15 protein-coding genes are annotated in these 16135 nt (G+C 73.9%); 9 read left to right on the top strand and 6 right to left on the bottom strand.

All coding sequences use genetic code 11. The annotated features are described in order from the left end of the window. Nucleotides 1-76: 76 nt before the first annotated feature. From FOF52_RS19580 to FOF52_RS19570, 3 genes are read right to left on the bottom strand one after another with little or no spacing between them, the layout of a single operon-like run. Nucleotides 77-226 (bottom strand): hypothetical protein, encoded by a 150-nt coding sequence (locus tag FOF52_RS19580; protein WP_248591357.1) that lies wholly within the window; start codon nucleotides 224-226, stop codon nucleotides 77-79. After that, a complete protein-coding gene (locus FOF52_RS19575; RefSeq protein WP_248591356.1) occupies nucleotides 223-477 on the bottom strand; it encodes a hypothetical protein in 255 nt (84 codons plus the stop codon). The genes FOF52_RS19580 and FOF52_RS19575 overlap by 4 nt, the downstream gene beginning before the upstream one ends. Continuing rightward, on the bottom strand, nucleotides 477-923 hold the full coding sequence (locus FOF52_RS19570) for a hypothetical protein (RefSeq protein ID WP_248591355.1): 447 nt from the start codon (nucleotides 921-923) through the stop codon (nucleotides 477-479). The genes FOF52_RS19575 and FOF52_RS19570 overlap by 1 nt, the downstream gene beginning before the upstream one ends. 341 nt (nucleotides 924-1264) lie before the next feature. On the opposite strand from FOF52_RS19570, the gene FOF52_RS19565 reads away from it, so the two are divergent. Continuing rightward, nucleotides 1265-2005: a GntR family transcriptional regulator gene (locus FOF52_RS19565; protein ID WP_248591354.1), complete on the top strand. Its 741-nt coding sequence runs from the start codon at nucleotides 1265-1267 to the stop codon at nucleotides 2003-2005. 80 nt (nucleotides 2006-2085) lie between these two features. Here FOF52_RS19565 and FOF52_RS19560 read toward each other — a convergent pair whose 3' ends face one another. Both FOF52_RS19560 and FOF52_RS19555 read right to left on the bottom strand, forming a co-directional pair. Beyond that, a complete protein-coding gene (locus FOF52_RS19560; RefSeq protein ID WP_248591353.1) occupies nucleotides 2086-3540 on the bottom strand; it encodes a HAMP domain-containing sensor histidine kinase in 1455 nt (484 codons plus the stop codon). Beyond that, complete coding sequence (locus FOF52_RS19555; protein WP_248591352.1) at nucleotides 3537-4235, bottom strand: response regulator transcription factor; 699 nt, start codon at nucleotides 4233-4235, stop codon at nucleotides 3537-3539. The genes FOF52_RS19560 and FOF52_RS19555 overlap by 4 nt, the downstream gene beginning before the upstream one ends. A gap of 142 nt (nucleotides 4236-4377) precedes the next feature. Between FOF52_RS19555 and FOF52_RS19550 the strand changes: the two genes are divergently transcribed. Beyond that, nucleotides 4378-4803, top strand: coding sequence for a hypothetical protein (locus FOF52_RS19550; protein WP_248591351.1), 426 nt, complete (start codon nucleotides 4378-4380; stop codon nucleotides 4801-4803). Between the two features lie 54 nt (nucleotides 4804-4857). Here the strand turns inward: FOF52_RS19550 and FOF52_RS19545 are convergent, their stop codons facing one another. After that, entirely contained in the window at nucleotides 4858-5814 is a 957-nt protein-coding gene (locus FOF52_RS19545; protein WP_248591350.1) for an HpcH/HpaI aldolase/citrate lyase family protein, read from the bottom strand. Between the two features lie 123 nt (nucleotides 5815-5937). Between FOF52_RS19545 and FOF52_RS19535 the strand changes: the two genes are divergently transcribed. The 7 genes from FOF52_RS19535 (at nucleotide 5938) to FOF52_RS19505 (ending at nucleotide 15777) form a co-directional block, all read left to right on the top strand. Then, nucleotides 5938-8268, top strand: a complete 2331-nt coding sequence (locus FOF52_RS19535; RefSeq protein WP_282573724.1) for a molybdopterin guanine dinucleotide-containing S/N-oxide reductase — start codon at nucleotides 5938-5940, stop codon at nucleotides 8266-8268. A gap of 57 nt (nucleotides 8269-8325) precedes the next feature. After that, a complete protein-coding gene (locus tag FOF52_RS19530; RefSeq protein ID WP_248591349.1) occupies nucleotides 8326-9612 on the top strand; it encodes a hypothetical protein in 1287 nt (428 codons plus the stop codon). Between the two features lie 159 nt (nucleotides 9613-9771). Next, nucleotides 9772-10857 carry a FecCD family ABC transporter permease gene (locus tag FOF52_RS19525; RefSeq protein WP_425265561.1) on the top strand — a complete coding sequence of 362 codons (1086 nt, stop codon included), beginning with the start codon at nucleotides 9772-9774 and terminating at the stop codon, nucleotides 10855-10857. Beyond that, a complete protein-coding gene (locus FOF52_RS19520) occupies nucleotides 10854-11894 on the top strand; it encodes a FecCD family ABC transporter permease (RefSeq protein ID WP_248591348.1) in 1041 nt (346 codons plus the stop codon). The genes FOF52_RS19525 and FOF52_RS19520 overlap by 4 nt, the downstream gene beginning before the upstream one ends. Before the next feature lie 16 nt (nucleotides 11895-11910). Beyond that, the gene (locus FOF52_RS19515; RefSeq protein ID WP_248591347.1) at nucleotides 11911-12747 is read left to right on the top strand and encodes an ABC transporter ATP-binding protein; all 837 of its coding nucleotides are present in this window, start codon (nucleotides 11911-11913) and stop codon (nucleotides 12745-12747) included. 97 nt (nucleotides 12748-12844) lie between these two features. Then, the gene (locus FOF52_RS19510) at nucleotides 12845-13333 is read left to right on the top strand and encodes a DUF6069 family protein (RefSeq protein ID WP_248591346.1); all 489 of its coding nucleotides are present in this window, start codon (nucleotides 12845-12847) and stop codon (nucleotides 13331-13333) included. An 86-nt stretch (nucleotides 13334-13419) separates the two neighbouring features. Continuing rightward, the gene (locus FOF52_RS19505) at nucleotides 13420-15777 is read left to right on the top strand and encodes a hypothetical protein (protein ID WP_248591345.1); all 2358 of its coding nucleotides are present in this window, start codon (nucleotides 13420-13422) and stop codon (nucleotides 15775-15777) included. Nucleotides 15778-16135: the final 358 nt, after the last annotated feature.

Genomic DNA, 16135 nt, shown 5'->3' with positions numbered 1-16135 from the left:
GCGGCGACCATGTCCCCAGGGCCATCAGCCACGCCGATTCTGGCCCCAGGGGCATGGTCGCCGCGCTTTGCGGGGGTCAGGTGGTGGAGGTGAGCAGTGCGGCCCGGTCCACCACCTCGTCGGGGGTGGTGGTCTCGGGGCAGGCGTGCAGTACGCCGGTGACGAACCTTCGGGCGGCGGCCACGCTGGCGGGCAGGCCGGGCAGGGTGGTGAAGGCCACGGTCACCGAGCCGCCTCCCCACGAGACGGACCACTCCAGGGGCGGGTGCGCCGGTACAGGGCGACCGCCGACAGGGCTGCGCCGAGCAGGCTGTCGAGGTTGGCCAGTGCGGTGATCGTGGTGGACACGTCGTGGATGGGCAGGATGAGCCGGTCGGCGCCGAGGACGACGGCTAGGCCCTGGTCGTGGTCCTCCACACGGGCGCGCCCGTCGGCCAGCAGGGCGAGTTGGTCGGGGGTGAGGGTGTGGTCGGCCATCACCGGCCCCTGTTCGGGTGGCTGTCCAGGTAGGTGCGCACACGTCCGCGGGCTTGTTGGCCGTAGTAGCCGCGCACGGGGTCGGGGTGTTCGTAGGTGGCCAGGATGTGGTCGAGCAGGTCCACGTCGTCCACCGCCACCGTGCTGCCGGTCACCCGGTTGCGCGCCACATACGGGCAGGGGGAGGCGTGGGTGTAGGTGATCTCCCACAGTGCGGAGTACCGGCGCGCACAGGCGGCGAACACCGGGTAGTTCGGGATGCGGGGTGGGAGGGCCCGCGCCTGCCGAGGCGGCGGCGCGGCATGCCGCGGCCGGTGCACCACCGGCCGACGCCGGGGTGAAGGGGAACCGGGAACAGGTCGGAAGGCCGCCAGCAGCAGCACGGCGATGCCAAGGAGAAGGCCCGTCACACCGAAGAAGGAGTGTCGTGCGGCGGGCGTGTTCATCGTGCCACCGTCTTTCCGGCTGGAGCGGGCTGCGCGGTCGGGGCGGATGCGGGCACTTCGCCGCATTCCGGGTACGGGCGGGGCAGTAGCCTTACTCATGAGTCACCACCTGGTTTCGGCAGGTTGGGGGCTAAGGCCCTGTTCGGTGTTGGCGCACCGGGCAGGGCCGCTTGCATTTCTCGGCATACGCTGACTCCACCGCAGCGCATGTCAAGGCATATATATACCCTATATATATGCCTATTGGAATGGGATTGCTAGAACAAGAGGAAGATCAAAACCAGTCAGTCCGTCTCCGCAGAATCGCGCTTGGACATGTGCGCGTGTGAGGAAGGAATGCCATGCCGCCCCGCATCGAACGGTCCCGGCCGCCCTACGTCCAGATCGCAGACCACTACCGCGACCTGATCTCCAGCGGTCAGCTCGCCGAAGGCGACCGGCTTCCCACCGTCACCGAACTGGCCGCCGAGTTCTCCGTCTCACCCGGCACCGCACACAAGGCGATCCGGCAGCTCCGCGGCGAGGGACTGGTGCGCACCACCCAGCAGGGCTCCACCGTGCTGAGCCAGCGCGCGGTGCCCACCACCCCGGAACGCGTCCGCAGACCAACCCCGGCCAGCGGCGACGTGATCGACATCAACGAGGTGGGTGTGGTGCCGATGCTGCCCAACGTGGGAGCCGCCCTCGGCATCAACGCCGACGCGCTGAACATGACCGTGCTGCGCCGCCAGGCCGTCACCTACCGGAAGAACCAGCCCTACCGTCTGTCCGTGAGCTGGCTGCCGGTCGCCTTCACCCACGACATCCCCGAACTGCTGGAGCCCTTGCCGATCCCGAACATCCTCCACCTGCTCGCCGCACGCACCGGCCGCCAGGCCACCTACGGCCGGGACTACTTCGAAGCCCGCTACGCCGACCAGCGGGAAGCCGACGCACTGAAGATCACCGAAGGCTCGGCGGTACTGGCGGGCACCTCGGTGTGGGGAGACGAACAGGGACCGATGTACTACTACGAGTTCGTGCTCCCACCCCACCACGCGGTCACCAACGACTACGAATGGCACAAAACCGAGCGCTTGTAACCGGCACTGGTCCGTGGCGACCATGTCCCTGGTGCCGGAATCGGCTGCGCCGATGGCCCCGGGGGCATGGTCGCCGCCGGTTATCGCTGCCGCTGGTCCTCCTCCGCCGCCGGGAGGGTCGGCAGGCGCAGGCCGATGACCGCGCCGCCGCCCTCGCGGTTGTACGCGAAGACCGTGCCGCCGTGGGCGGCGGCGATGTCGTGGACCATGGACAGCCCCAGCCCGGAGCCGGGCAGGCCGCGCGCGGACGGGGCGCGGTAGAAGCGTTCGAAGATGTGCGCGAGTTCGGCCTCCTCGATGCCGGGGCCCCGGTCGCGGATCTCCACCACCCCGCCGCGGATGTGGATCTCGATGGGGGCGGTGCCGCCGGGGTCGAACTTCGCGGCGTTCTCCACCGGGTTGGACAGGGCCCGCTCCAGCGCGCCCGGCCGCCCCAGGACCGCGCTGTCGTCGGCGTCCACGACGACCTCGCGGCCGGTGCGGCGGCGGCCGCGTGCCGCGACCCGCTCGGCGACCTCGCGCAGCACCACCTCCTGCACCGGTTCGTCCTGGTAGGTCTCGGTGGCCAGGCTGACCAGCTCGTTGACCAGGTCGGTCAGCTCCCGGGTCTCCCCCTGCAGGTCGTCGACGAGCCGCTGCTGCGCCTCCGGGGAGAGCCGGTCGAACCGCTTCATCACGCTGACGTTGGTGCGCAGACTGGTCAGCGGGGTGCGCAGCTCGTGGGAGGCGTTCTGCACCAGCCGCCGCTGCTCCTCCTTGGCGGCGGCGAGCCGCCCCAGCATCTCGTTGAACGCGACGCCCAGACGGCCCACCTCGTCGCGGCCGCCGCTGCCGCCGCTGCCGCCGTCCGACACGGCCCGGTCGAGGCGGCCCGTGGAGGTGACGTACTCGGCGGCCTCGGTGAGGCGGACCAGGCGGCCGGTGATGCGGCGCGCCACCAGCCAGCCCGCCAGCCCCGCGCCGAGCAGCGCCACCACGCCGACCACCACCATCTGCGCGGCCAGCGTGTCCAGCAGCCGCTCGGTGGGTTGGAGGCGCTGCACGATCTGCACCGCGCCGAGCCCCTGCCCGAAGGAGACCGTGGCCACGCGCAGCGGCTCGCCGAGGGACTCGTCGTCCCGCAGGTGCACCAGTCCCCCGGCGTAGTGCCCGGCGACGGCGCGGTCGGCCTCGGTGACCGGCAGCGCGCCCGAGGCCCGGCCGCCGCCCAGCGGCACCATGATCTCGCCCTCGCCGTTGACCAGCTGGAACGAGAAGGTCTCCGAGTGCACCAGGGTGAACTCGTTGAAGCGGCTGCCGCCGGCCGAGGAGTTGCGCAGCGTCTGCGCGACGTTGGAGACGGTGGCGTTGAACTCCTGCTGGGCGCTGTCGCGGACCAGGGTGGCGGCGGCGCTGTAGGCGAGCGACCCCACGAGCACGATGACCGCGGCGGCGACCGCCGCGAACGTCACCGCGAACCGGGTGCCGAGACTGGTCGCGTTGAAGCCGCGCAGCCAGCCGCGGACCCGCTCCGCCAGGGCGGTGGCGGCGCTCATTTCGGCCGCAGGGTGTAGCCGACGCCGCGGACCGTCTGGATCAGCGGCGTGGTCCCCTCCGGTTCCAGCTTGCGCCGCAGGTAGCTGATGTAGACGGCCAGGTTCTTCGACTCGGGGCCGAAGTCGTAGCCCCAGATCCGGTCGTAGATGGTGGCGTGGTCCAGCACGATCCCCGCGTTGCGGGCCAGCAGTTCCAGCAGGTCGAACTCGGTCTTGGACAGCTCCACCTCGCGGCCGGCCCGCCAGACGCGCCGCGCGCCCGGGTCGATGCGCAGGTCGCCGACCTGGATGAGCGGTTCGGCGGCGCCCTCCCCGCTGGTGGGCGCGGCCCGACGCAGCAGCGCCCGTATCCGGGCCAGCAGTTCGTCCAGGTCGAAGGGTTTGGGCAGGTAGTCGTCGGCTCCGGCGTCCAGTCCGGCGACCCGGTCGGGGGTCTCCACCCGCGCGGTGAGCATGAGGATCGGGGTGCGGTCGCCCTCGGCGCGCAGCACCCGGCACACCCCCAGCCCGTCCACGCCCGGCATCATCACGTCGAGGATGAGCAGGTCGACGGGGTCGGCGTGGACGGCGGTGAGCGCCTCCACACCGTCGGCGGCGGTGCGGGTCCGGTACCCCTCCAGTTGCAGTGCCCGTTCCAGGGAGTCGCGGATGGCGCGGTCGTCGTCGGCGATCAGCACGGTGCGGGCAGGGCTCATGCCCCCATCGTCACCCATCGGGGTTAGCGGCCGGTAAGAGGACGCGCTCCGTGCGCAGAGAAGCGCCGGGCATGCGGTTCTTCCGGGGAAAACGGGTAGTGGGGGGGCCGTTTCCGGTCCGTCAGGTTCCGTGGAGGAGCACATGGCTTTCCGTATCGCCCACCTGCCCGTCCGGTTGACCGCGGGCGCGTACATCCTCAACTCCGGCCTCGGCAAGCGGGGCGCCGACGCGGACACCGCGGCCTACCTGCACCAGGCGGCCTCCCGGGTGTTTCCCACGGTGCGGGACATGCCGCCGGAGCGGTTCGCCAGGCTGCTGAGCGGCAGCGAGATCGGGCTGGGCGCGGCCCTGCTGCTGCCGTTCGTGCCCAGCGCCCTGGTGGGCGCGGCGCTCACCGGGTTCGGCGCCGCGCTGCTGGGCCACTACTTCACCGAGCCGGGCGCGCGCATGGAGGACGGTATCCGCCCCACCCCGCAGGGCATCGGCCTGGCCAAGGACGTGTGGCTGGTGGGGATGGGGCTGACGCTGCTCATCGACGGCATGCGCCCGCCCTGCCCGGTGCGCTGAGCGGACCCGCCGGGGCGGGGCGGCGGCTTCCCGCCGCCCCGGTGCCGCTCCCGGTCACCCGGGTTCGGGCGTGAACTCCTTGGTCCGCTTCATTCCGGCGGCGCGGCCCTTCGCCGCGACGACCAGCGCCATCTTGCGGGACGCCTCGTCGAGCATCTCGTCGCCGAGCATCACCGCGCCGCGGCGCCGCACCGTGGTGGCGTACTCGTAGGCGTCGAGGACCAGTTCGGCGTGGTCGTAGTCCTCCTGGGTGGGGGCGTACACCTCGTTGGCGGCGGCCACCTGGCCGGGGTGCAGCACCCACTTGCCGTCGAAGCCGAGGGCGGCGGTGCGCCGCGCGGAGCGGGTGAACGCCTCGACGTCGCGGACCTTCAGGTAGGGGCCGTCGATGGCCTGCAGGTCGTGGGCGCGCGCGGCCGTGAGGATGCGCATCAGCACGTAGTGGTAGGCGTCGCCGACGTCGTAGCCGGGCGGCTGCTCGCCCACCGTCAGCGTTTTCATGTTGATGCTGGCCATGAAGTCCGCGGGACCGTAGACGAGGGTCTCCAGGCGGGGTGAGGCGGCGGCGATCTCGTCGACGCGGGCCAGCCCGCGGGCGTCCTCGATCTGCGCCTCGATGCCGATGCGGCCCACCTCCAGGCCGACGGCGCGTTCGATCTGGGTGAGCAGGGTGTCCAGCCAGAGCACGTGCGCGGGGTCGGTGACCTTGGGCAGCACCAGGCAGTCCAGGTCGGCTCCGGCGCCCTCGACGACCGTGATGACGTCGCGGTAGGCCCACGCGGTGGTGGCGTCGTTGACGCGGACCGTGCGGACCTTGCCGTCCCAGCCGCCCTCGGTGAGCGCGGCCACCACGGCCTGCCGGGCCTTCTCCTTCTCCAGCGGGGCGACCGCGTCCTCCAGGTCGAGGAAGAAGGCGTCCACGTCGAGACCGCGGGCCTTCTCGATGAACCGTGGGTTGGACGCCGGGACCGCCAGCACTGACCGCCGCGAACGCGACGCGACCGCATCCATGATCGACTCCTGACCGAAAGACCGGGGTGTTACCGCTCCCATCCTGGCAAAACCCGGTTGCCGGGCCGGGACCGCGGTGCCTCTAAGCTGGCGCGGAGCAGTCGACCGGAAGGTGTGGAGGCGATGGCGGGGAAGCCGGACCGGGGGGCGGCGTATCCGACGAGCGCGCACTGGGGCTCCTTCGAGGTGCTGGTGCGCGACGGCCGGGTGGTGGGGGTGCGGCCCGACCCGGCCGACCCCGCGCCCTCCCCGCTGATCGAGAACACGCCGGACGCGCAGCACCACCCCACCCGCGTGGACCGGCCCGTGGCGCGCAGGCGCTGGCTGGAGCGCGGCCCCGGCCCCGATCCGCGGCGCGGCGCCCCCGACGACGAGTACGTGGCGCTGGACTGGGACACCGCGCTGGACCTGGTGGCCGCCGAACTCGACCGGGTGCGGCGCGACCACGGCAACGCGGCGGTCTTCGGCGGCTCCTACGGCTGGGCGAGCGCGGGCCGCTTCCACCACGCGCAGAGCCAGCTGCACCGCTTCCTCAACACGATCGGCGGCTACACCCGTTCGGTGACCACCTACAGCCACGGGGCCGCGGAGGTGCTGCTGCCGCACGTGGTGGGCGCGGCGGGCACCCGCGACCTGCTGTACCGGCCGCCGACCTGGGAGGCGATCGCCGAGCACACCGACCTGCTGGTCAGCTTCGGCGGGCTGCGGGTGTCCAACACGTGGGTGTCGTCGGGCGGGCGGGCCGCGAACACCGCGGAGGGCGGCATGCGGGAGGCGGCGCGGCGGGGCACCGAGTTCGTGTCGGTCAGCCCGCTGCGCGACGACACCGCCGCGGAGCTCGGCGCCCGCTGGGTGTCCGCGGCGCCGGGCACGGACACGGCGATCCTGCTGTCCCTCATCCACGTGCTCCTCGTCGAGGACCTCGCGGACACCGCGTTCCTGGACCGCTGCACCGTCGGCTGGCGGCGGCTGCGCGACTACGTGCTGGGCCGGACCGACGGGACGCCGAAGAGCCCGGAGTGGGCGGCGGCGCTCAGCGGGGTGGCCGCCGCGGAGCTGCGGGACCTGGCGCGGCGGATGGCGCGCGGCCGCACCCTGGTCAACGTGGGCTGGTCGGTGCAGCGCGCCCGGTACGGGGAGCAGCCGCTGTGGGCGGGCATCGCGCTGGCCGCGTTCCTGGGGCAGATCGGCCTGCCCGGGGGCGGGTTCGCCACCGGCTACGGGTCGATGGGCAACTACGGCGGCGGGTCCACCCGGCTCGCGCTGCCCCGGCTGCCGCAGGGCCGCAACCCGGTGGACTCGCTGATCCCGGTGGCGCGGATCGCGGACATGCTGCTGCATCCCGGGGAGCCGTTCGACTTCGACGGGCGGCGGCTGCGCTACCCCGACGTGCGCCTGGTGTACTGGGCGGGCGGCAACCCCTTCCACCACCACCAGGACCTGGCGCGGCTGCGGCGGGCGTTCGCGCGCCCCGACACGGTGGTGGTCAACGAGACGCACTGGACGGCCACGGCCCGCCACGCCGACGTGGTGTTCCCGGTGACGACCACGCTGGAACGCGAGGACTTCGCGGCGAGCAACGGGGACCTGCGGCTGCGGGTGATGCGGCGGGCGGTGCCGCCGCACGGCGCGGCCCGGGACGACTACGCCGTCTTCACCGGTCTGGCGGAGCGGCTGGGCGCGGCCGGGGAGTTCACCGAGGGTCGGGACGCCCGGCAGTGGCTGCGGCACCTGTACGAGGAGTGGCGGGGCCGGCAGGGACCGGAGGCCGGGCTGCCGGACTTCGACGGCTTCTGGGCCGACGGCGGGGTGGACATCCCGCACCGGGTGGCGGACACCACGCTGTTCGGCGGCTTCCGCGCCGACCCCGAGGCGGCTCCGCTGGGCACGCCGAGCGGGCGGATCGAACTGTACTCGGAGACGGTCGCGGAGTTCGGCTACCCGGACTGTCCGGGGCATCCGGTGTGGCTGGACCCGCCGGAGCGGCCGGGGACGGAACTGGCGCGGCGGTGGCCGCTGACGCTGGTCGCCAACCAGCCCCGGGACCGGCTGCACAGCCAGCAGGACATGGGGGCGCACAGCCGCGCGGGCAAGGTCGCCGGCCGGGCCCCGGTGCGGCTGCACCCGGACGACGCGGCGGCGCGCGGCATCGCCGACGGCGACGTGGTGCGCCTGTTCAACGACCGGGGCTCCTGCCTGGCGGGCGCCGTGCTGGACGACGGCGTGCGGCCGGGCGTGGTGCAATTGTCCACGGGCGCCTGGTTCGACCCGTCCGCGCCGGAGGTGACGTGCGCGCACGGCAACCCGAACGCGGTCACCGCCGATGTGGGCACGTCGCGGCTGGCGCAGGGGTGCACCGGCCAGTTGTCGCTGGTCCAGGTGGAACGCTTCGACGGCGTGCCGCCGCCGGTGCGCGCGTTCGTCCCGCCGCGTATCGTCGAACGGGCCCGCTGACGGGGTGGACTTTTCCCCTCCCCGGGCTCCCCCTGATCCCCTAGAGTGCAAACCACAATGAAACGTCGAACCTCTTCGCGGTCCTCGCGACCCGCACGGCCCTCGTCGCGGCGCCAGCGCTCCGGCGACGCCCAACGTTCCCTCGGCCCGCTGCTGCGCCTGGCCCTGCCGGTGCTGGCCACCGCGCTCACCCTGGGTTCGCTCCTGGTCAACACCATGTCGGGCGGTTCCACCACGGCATGGGTGATGACCGGGGTCAGCGCGCTGGTGTGCGCGAGCGCCTGGTGGACCCACTACGCGGCCTCCGCCGTTGAGAAGGCCGAACGGCGCGCCGCCGAGCAGCCGCCTCCGCCGGAGGACGGTCCCGGCTACGACGACTACGACGAGCGCGGCGGGTACGAGGACGACCGCGGGTACGAGGACCGCGACGGGTACGGGGACGGTCCCGGCTACCGGGACCGCGGCGAGGAGGACGGTCCCGGCGACGGCCGCGGCTACGTCGACGGCGGTGCCGCCACCGCGGTCCACGACGCCGGTGCCGCGACGGCCGCCTTCCCAAGCGCTCCGGGCCCCGAGGGCGGCGACGCCCCGGCCTGGGCCGCCCGGGACAACGCCCCCGATGCCACCGCCGTGTGGAACCCCGCACCGACCGGTGGCGCCGCGGCCCCGCACGACACCGGCGGCTTCCCGACCATCCCGCCGCCGCCCTACGGCACCGCCCCCGCCCCCGGCTACCACCAGGAAGGCCCCGGCGGCCACGACGACCCGCTCGGCGGCCCTGCCCGGGACAGCGCCCCCGATGCCACCGCCGTGTGGAACCCCGCGCCGACCGGTGATACCGCGGCCTGGTCCGCCCCGGGCCCCGGACACGACCAGAGAGGCCCCGGCGGCCACGACGACCCCCTCGGGGGCCCCGCCCGGGACAGCGCCCCTGATGCCACCGCCGTGTGGAACCCCGCACCGACCGGCGAGGCCGCGGCCCCGCGCCACGACACCGGAGACACCGGCGGCTTCCCGACCATCCCGCCGCCGCCCTACGGCACCACCCCCGCCCCCGGCTACCCCCAGGAAGGCCCCGGCGGCCACGACGACCCCCTCGCCCCGCCGCCCGCCCCCGGCGGTGCGGCCCCGGGTTACCGGCTTCCCCCGGACCCCGCTCTCGGCGGTCCTCCCGGCGGCGGCCACCCCGCCCCGGGCGACGGCCCCGCCGACCGCTACGGCACCGGCTCCAGCTACTACCCGGGCTACCGCGGCGACCTCTTCTCCTCCGACGCGGAGCACGACACGGATGGACGGGCCCGCCGCGAGGACCGCCCGTGGCCGGAGCCGCCGGACCACCGCTGACCGGAACGCCTGGGGTTCCGGCGTTCCTCCCCTACACCGAGGACCACACCATAGGTTAGCCTTGTCTAAGTTCTCGACGGTGTGCCTACGGAGGACGACGGTGCCCCAGCGGCTGCAGCACTCCCCTGCCCGGATCGGCGTCCGGTGAGCCTCGACCGGCTGGCCACGGTCGACGGCGACCGCACCGACCTCGACGACACCTCCGCCGCCCGCGCCGCCCTCACCCGGCGCACCTCCGCGCGGGCCGCCTCCCACGTCCTGCGCGCCGGCGGCCTGCTGCTGGCCCTGGGGGTGCTGGCGCTGACCGCGCTGCTCAGCCTGGCGGTGGGCGCCAAGGCCATCCCCCCGGAGGTGGTGTGGGACGCGCTGTGGCGTTTCGACGACTCCTACGACCACAACGTCGTCCTGGGGCTGCGCGTCCCCCGGACCGTGCTGGGCGTCGCGGTCGGCGCGGCCCTCGGCCTGGCCGGGGCGCTCATGCAGGCGCTGGTGCGCAACCCGCTCGCCGACCCCGGGCTGCTCGGCGTCAACATGGGGGCCACCACCGCCGTGGTCGCGGCCGTCTACCTGTTCGGGCTGACCGGTGTCGGCGCCTACGTCTGGTTCTCCTTCGGCGGCGCCGCGGCGGCCGCCGCCTTCGTGTACTTCCTGGGCTCCCGGGGCCGCACCGGCGCGACCCCGGTGCGGCTCGCCCTGGCCGGGACCGCCGTCAGCGCGGTGCTGCTCGGCCTGACCAACGGCGTCGTGCTGTTCCACGACTTCGTCTTCGAGGAGATCCGGTTCTGGCAGGTCGGCTCCCTGGCCGGGCGGGGCGTGGAGGTCCTCGTCCCGGTGGCGCCGTTCCTCGTCGTCGGTGCGCTGGTCGCGGTGACGCTGGGCCGGTCGCTGAACGCGGTCGCGCTGGGCGAGGACCTCGCCGCCGCGCTGGGCGCGCGCATCGGCCGCATCCGGTTGCGGACCGCGGCCGCCGTGGTGCTGCTGTGCGGGGCGGCCACCGCCGCGGCCGGGCCGATCGCCTTCGTGGGCCTGGCCGTGCCGCACGCGGCCCGCCTGCTCACCGGGCCCGACCAGCGTTGGCTGCTGCCCTACTCCGCGGTGCTGGGCGCGGTCCTGCTGGTGGCCTCCGACACGCTGGGCCGGGTGGTGCTGCCCACCGGGGAGCTGGAGGTCGGCATCATCACCGCGCTGGTCGGCGCCCCGGTCTTCGTCGCCCTGGTCCGCCGCACGAGGATGGTCCGGCCATGACCGCCGCCCCGCTCCGCTCCGTCCGCCTGGGCCCGGTGGCGTTCCGGCTGCGCCCCCGCGTGCTCGCCGTCTGCCTGGCCCTGGGCACGCTGGTCGCCGCGGCCCTGGCGGTCTGCCTCGTGGTCGGCGACTACCCGGTCCCGCTGCCCGCCGCGCTGGCCGCGCTGACCGGCCGGGGGGAGCGGCTCGACGTGTTCTTCGTGCGCGAGGTCCGGCTGCCGCGGGCGTTGACGGCGGCCCTGGTGGGCGCGGCGCTGGGCATGGCGGGCGCGGTGTTCCAGAGCCTGTCCCGCAACCCGCTGGGCAGCCCCGACATCATCGGGTTCACCGCGGGCGCGTCCACCGGGGCGGTGCTGACCATCCTGGTGTTCGGCGGCGGCATGCTGCCCACCGCGCTGGGGGCGATGCTCGGCGGGGTGGGCACGGCCGTGCTCGTCTACCTGCTGGCCCTGCGCCGGGGGGTGCAGGGGTACCGGCTCGTCCTGGTCGGCATCGGGATCAGCGCGATGCTGGGCGCGGTGACGCACTACCTCATCACCCGTGCCGAACTCACCGACGCGCTGACCGCCCAGGTGTGGCTGGTCGGTACGCTCAACGCGCGGGAGTGGTCGCACGTCGCCGCGGTCGGCGCCGGTTCCGCCGTGCTGTTCCCGGTCCTGCTGCGGCTCGGTGCGCGGCTGCGGCTCATGGAGATGGGCGACGACACCGCGCGGGCGCTCGGCGTGTCCCCCCAGCGCACCCAGACGCTGGCGCTGGTCGCGGCGAGCGCGCTGACCGGGGTCGCGATCGCGGTGTCCGGGCCGATCGCGTTCGTCGCCCTGGCCGCCCCGCAACTGGCCCGGCGGCTGACCCGGGCCGACGGCACGACACTGGTGGCCTCCGCGCTCATGGGAGCGGCGCTGCTGCTCTGCTCGGACCTGGTGGCGCTGCGGCTGCTGGCGCCCGTGCAGCTCCCGGTGGGCGTGGTCACCACGGTCGTCGGCGGAACCTACCTGGTCTGGCTGCTGTACGCGGAGTGGCGGAGCGGCCGTGCCTGACACGCGAGGTGAGAACATGTCCCAGTCCTCGTCCCCCCGGCTGCGGGGGGAGAACCTGACGCTGGCCTACGACCAGCGCGTCGTCTCCCGCGGCCTGGAGGTCGCCGTCCCGGACCGCTCCTTCACCGTGATCGTCGGCCCCAACGCCTGCGGCAAGTCCACGCTGCTGCGCGCGCTGTCGCGGATGATCCGGCCGGCGGCCGGGTCGGTGTACCTGGACGGCAAGCTGATCCACTCGTACCCGTCCAAGGAGGTGGCGCGGCGGCTGGGCCTGCTGCCGCAGACGTCGGTCGCTCCGGACGGCATCACCGTGGCCGACCTGGTGGCGCGGGGCCGCTACCCGCACCAGCGGTTCCTGCGGCAGTGGTCGCGCACGGACGAGCGGGTCGTCGCCGAGGCGATGGCGGCCACCCGGGTCGACGACCTCGCCGACCGGCTGGTGGACGAGCTCTCCGGGGGGCAGCGCCAACGGGTGTGGCTGGCGATGGTGCTCGCGCAGCAGACCCCGCTGCTGCTGCTGGACGAGCCGACCACGTTCCTGGACATCGCCCACCAGCTGGACATGCTGGACCTCTGCGCCGACCTGCACCACGAGCGCGGCCACACGCTGGTGGCGGTGCTGCACGACCTGAACCACGCCTGCCGGTACGCCACCCACCTGATCGCGATGAAGGACGGCGCGGTGGTCGCCCAGGGCGACCCGCACGAGATCGTCACCGCCGACCTGGTGGCGGAGGTCTTCGGGCTGCCCTGCCGGGTCATCCCCGACCCGGAGACCGGGACCCCGCTGGTGGTGCCGAGCGACCGGCGGAGGCGGTCGGGCCGGTGGGCGGAGGCCCGCCAGGCGGGGTGAGGCCGCGCCACCAGCGGACTTGCCGTGGGGTTACCACTTGTATACAGGGGGTATATACCGAAACGACCATATAGGTGCCGTATCGGGGGGTAACGGCATGACCGAATATGGATTCGGCGCCGGGAGTGCGCGGCGCGTCAACACGGCACGCCTGTGGGCCGGAGGACTGGCCACAGCCGTGGTCGCGGCACTCGTCACCCTCGTGGGAAGCCTGCTCGCCAACGGCCTCCTCGGCACGGCGGCGCTGTCCCCCGAGGACTCCTGGCGCTTCGGCGGCGCGGGCGTGACCGCCTACGCGACCCTGGCCGCGTCCGGCGCCCTGGCCGCCACCGGCCTGCTGCACCTGCTGCTGCCGAACACGCCCCGGCCGCTCACCTTCTTCTGCTGGATCGTCGGCCTGGCCGTGGCCGTCGCCACGGTCACCCCGTTCACCCAGGGCGGCCCGGCGGTCGTCGCGGCCGTGACGGCGCTGATCAACCTGGCGGCCGGAACCGCCATCCTCTCACTGCTCAGCGGCGTGGGCGCGGCCGCGCGCGCCGAGCACCCCGCCGAACCTCCGAAACCCGCTGCACCGTGGAGGAACTGACGCCTCCCGGGTGGCGTTGCCCTCCCTGTCACGCCGCGGTGACTTAGGGTGGTCTCCACGGCCTGATCGTGTGAGGGGGACCCGGCGTGGCTGTAGGCAGGTGGCTCGCCCATGTGCTGACCACGCTGGCCGCCCTGGTCGTCCTGGTCTCGGCGGCTCCCCCGCCCCCGGGCACGGCCTCCGCGCCCGGGGCCGCGCCCCGGCGGGGACCGGTGGTCCTGGTCGGCGTCCCCGGCCTGCGCTGGCACGAGGTCACCCCGGAGACCACTCCCCACCTGTGGGACCTGGCGCACCGCAGCGCCATCGGCAACCTGTCGATCCGCACCGTCACCTCGCGCACCTGCCCGGTCGACGGCTGGTTGACGGTCTCGGCCGGCCAGCGCGCCGCGAGCGAGCGCCAGACCTACTCCATCTGCGAACTCCCGCTGCCGCCGGAGGCCGACGGCGCCGGCGCGGTCGTCCCCCACTACGCCGAACACGTCGCCTACAACGCCGAGTCCCGGTTCGGCGCACGGGTGGGCCTGCTCGGCGACACGGTCCGCGCCCACGGCGGCACCACCCTGGCGGTCGGCCCGGGGGCCGCCCTGGCCGCCGCGGGCAGCGACGGCCGGGTCGACCGCTACCTGGACGACACCGCCGCGCTGGCCCCCGGCTCCTGGGACGGCGTCGCCCTCGGCGTCGTCGACCTGAAGGACCTGGCCGACCTGTACCTCGACCCGCCGGCGCCGACCACCGTGGTGGAGGAGCCGGTCGCGGACGGCGCCGGCACGGTCGACGGGATCCCCCGGGACCCCCAGGTCCCCCTGCGCCTCCCGGGGGTCCCCGACGCCCCGGACGCCCTGGACGACCTGCTCACGGAGGAGGACGAACCCGAACCCGACCTCACCGAGCACAGCGAACTGCGGGAACGGCGGGAGCGCCTCGCCGCGATCGACGACGGCCTGGCCGCGGTGCGCGCCACCCTGCCGCCGGAGTCGACCCTGCTGGTCGCGGGCATCTCCGTGGAGGCCGGGGCCTCCAGGCTGAACGCCGCGCTGCTGCACGGCCCCGGGCCGGGCGGAACCGGCTTCGACGGGGGCTACCTGGTCTCCGAGTCCACCCGGCGGGCGGGGCTGGTGGCGCTGACCGACATCACCACCACCCTGCTGCACTCCCTGGACGCCCCGCCGGACCGGGGGACGGTGGGACGGGCCTGGCGGCAGACCCCCCGCCCCGCGGCGCTGGACGCGGCCGTGGACCGCCTGACGCAGTTCGCCACCGCCGCCGAGGTGGTGGAGTCGCTGGTGCCCGGCTTCTTCAGCGGGCTGGTGGCGACCCAGCTCCTCATCTACGTCTGCGCCGCCTACGCCCTGAAGCGCTACGGCGGACGGGACCTGGCCAAACGGCACCTGGTGCTGTCGGTGACCCGGGTGGTGGCGCTCGCCGGGGCCGCCTTCCCGGTCTCCAGCTACCTGGTCAACCTGGTGCCGTGGTGGTCGGCCGACTTCCCGCAGGCGGCCCTGCTGGGCGGCGTGCTGCTGGCCGACGCGGCGATCGTGGCGGCCGCGCTGGCCGGACCGTGGCGGCGGGACATCCTGGCGCCCACCACGATCGTGGCGGCCGCCACCACCCTGGTGCTCTTCGTCGACCTGTGCACCGGATCGGACCTGCAGATGAACTCGCCCACCGGCTACACCCCGATCGTGGCGGGCCGGTTCTACGGGCTCGGCAACATCGCCTTCGCCACCTTCGCCACGGGCATGCTGATGACCGCCGCGGGAATCGCGCACCACCTGCTGGCGCGCGGACGCCGCTCCTGGGCGGTGGCGGTGTCCCTGGCCCTCGGGGCGGCGACGCTGTTCGCGACCGGCTGGCCGGGGCTGGGCACCGACTTCGGCGGGGTGCTGGCGCTGGTGCCGGGGCTGTCGGTGACCGTGCTGATGATCGCCGGACTGCGGGTGACCCCGGCGCGGCTGGCGTTGATCGGCGGCGCCGCCGTGGCGATGATCACCGCCCTGTCGTTCCTCGACTACCTGCGTCCGCACAACGAACGCAGCCACTTCGGCCTGTTCGCGGGCCAGCTGCTGGACGGCACGGCGTGGCCGGTGGTCTCCCGCAAACTCGACGCGATGCTGGGGTCCCTGGGCAACTGGCAGTTGACGCTGCTGGCGGCGGGGGCGCTGCTGTTCCTGTTCGTCGTGCTGAACAACCCGACCAACTGGCGGGTGGGCGTGCTGTGGCGGGTCTACGAGCACGCGCCGACGCTGCGGGCCGGGCTCACCGGATCGCTGGTGACCGGTCTGGCGGGGTTCGCGTTCAACGATTCGGGGATCGCCATCCCGGCGCTGGCGCTCACCGTGGCGGTCCCGCTCACCCTCGCCGCCTGCACCTGGGTGCTGCAGCGCACCGCGCCGCCCCCGGACCCCCGGGTGGTTCCGGTGCGCGGCCGAACCGCGACCGTGTGAGTAAAACCGGCGGGAAAAGCCCAAATTCGCCGACTGCCGTGTGATATCGTCCGGGACGGACGTCCCCCGCTGACGTCCTGTACGAGCAACGATCAGGCGCAGCCGTGCCGCGTAGGACCACTTCGAGAGTCCACCACCGCGCCGGGAGCGAAACGCCCCAGACGACTGATCACCACGGTCCGCGAAAGACTCGTAGGCGTTCGGCGATCCCGTATCGTCGAAACGAGGAGTGGCACACGAATGAGACAGACCTCCCGGCCGGTCCGTATGCCTGCCCGTGGGTCCGCACGTGCCTCGTCCCCGCGTTCCGGTCAGTGGAAGGTCTGTTTCACCGCGTCCCCCGGCCGCATGCCAACAT

Source organism: Thermobifida alba, from assembly GCF_023208015.1.
In the GTDB taxonomy this organism is placed as follows: Bacteria; Actinomycetota; Actinomycetes; order Streptosporangiales; family Streptosporangiaceae; genus Thermobifida; species Thermobifida alba.
Note: the sequence above shows the minus strand (reverse complement) of the source record. Positions and strands in the feature narration are given on the sequence as shown.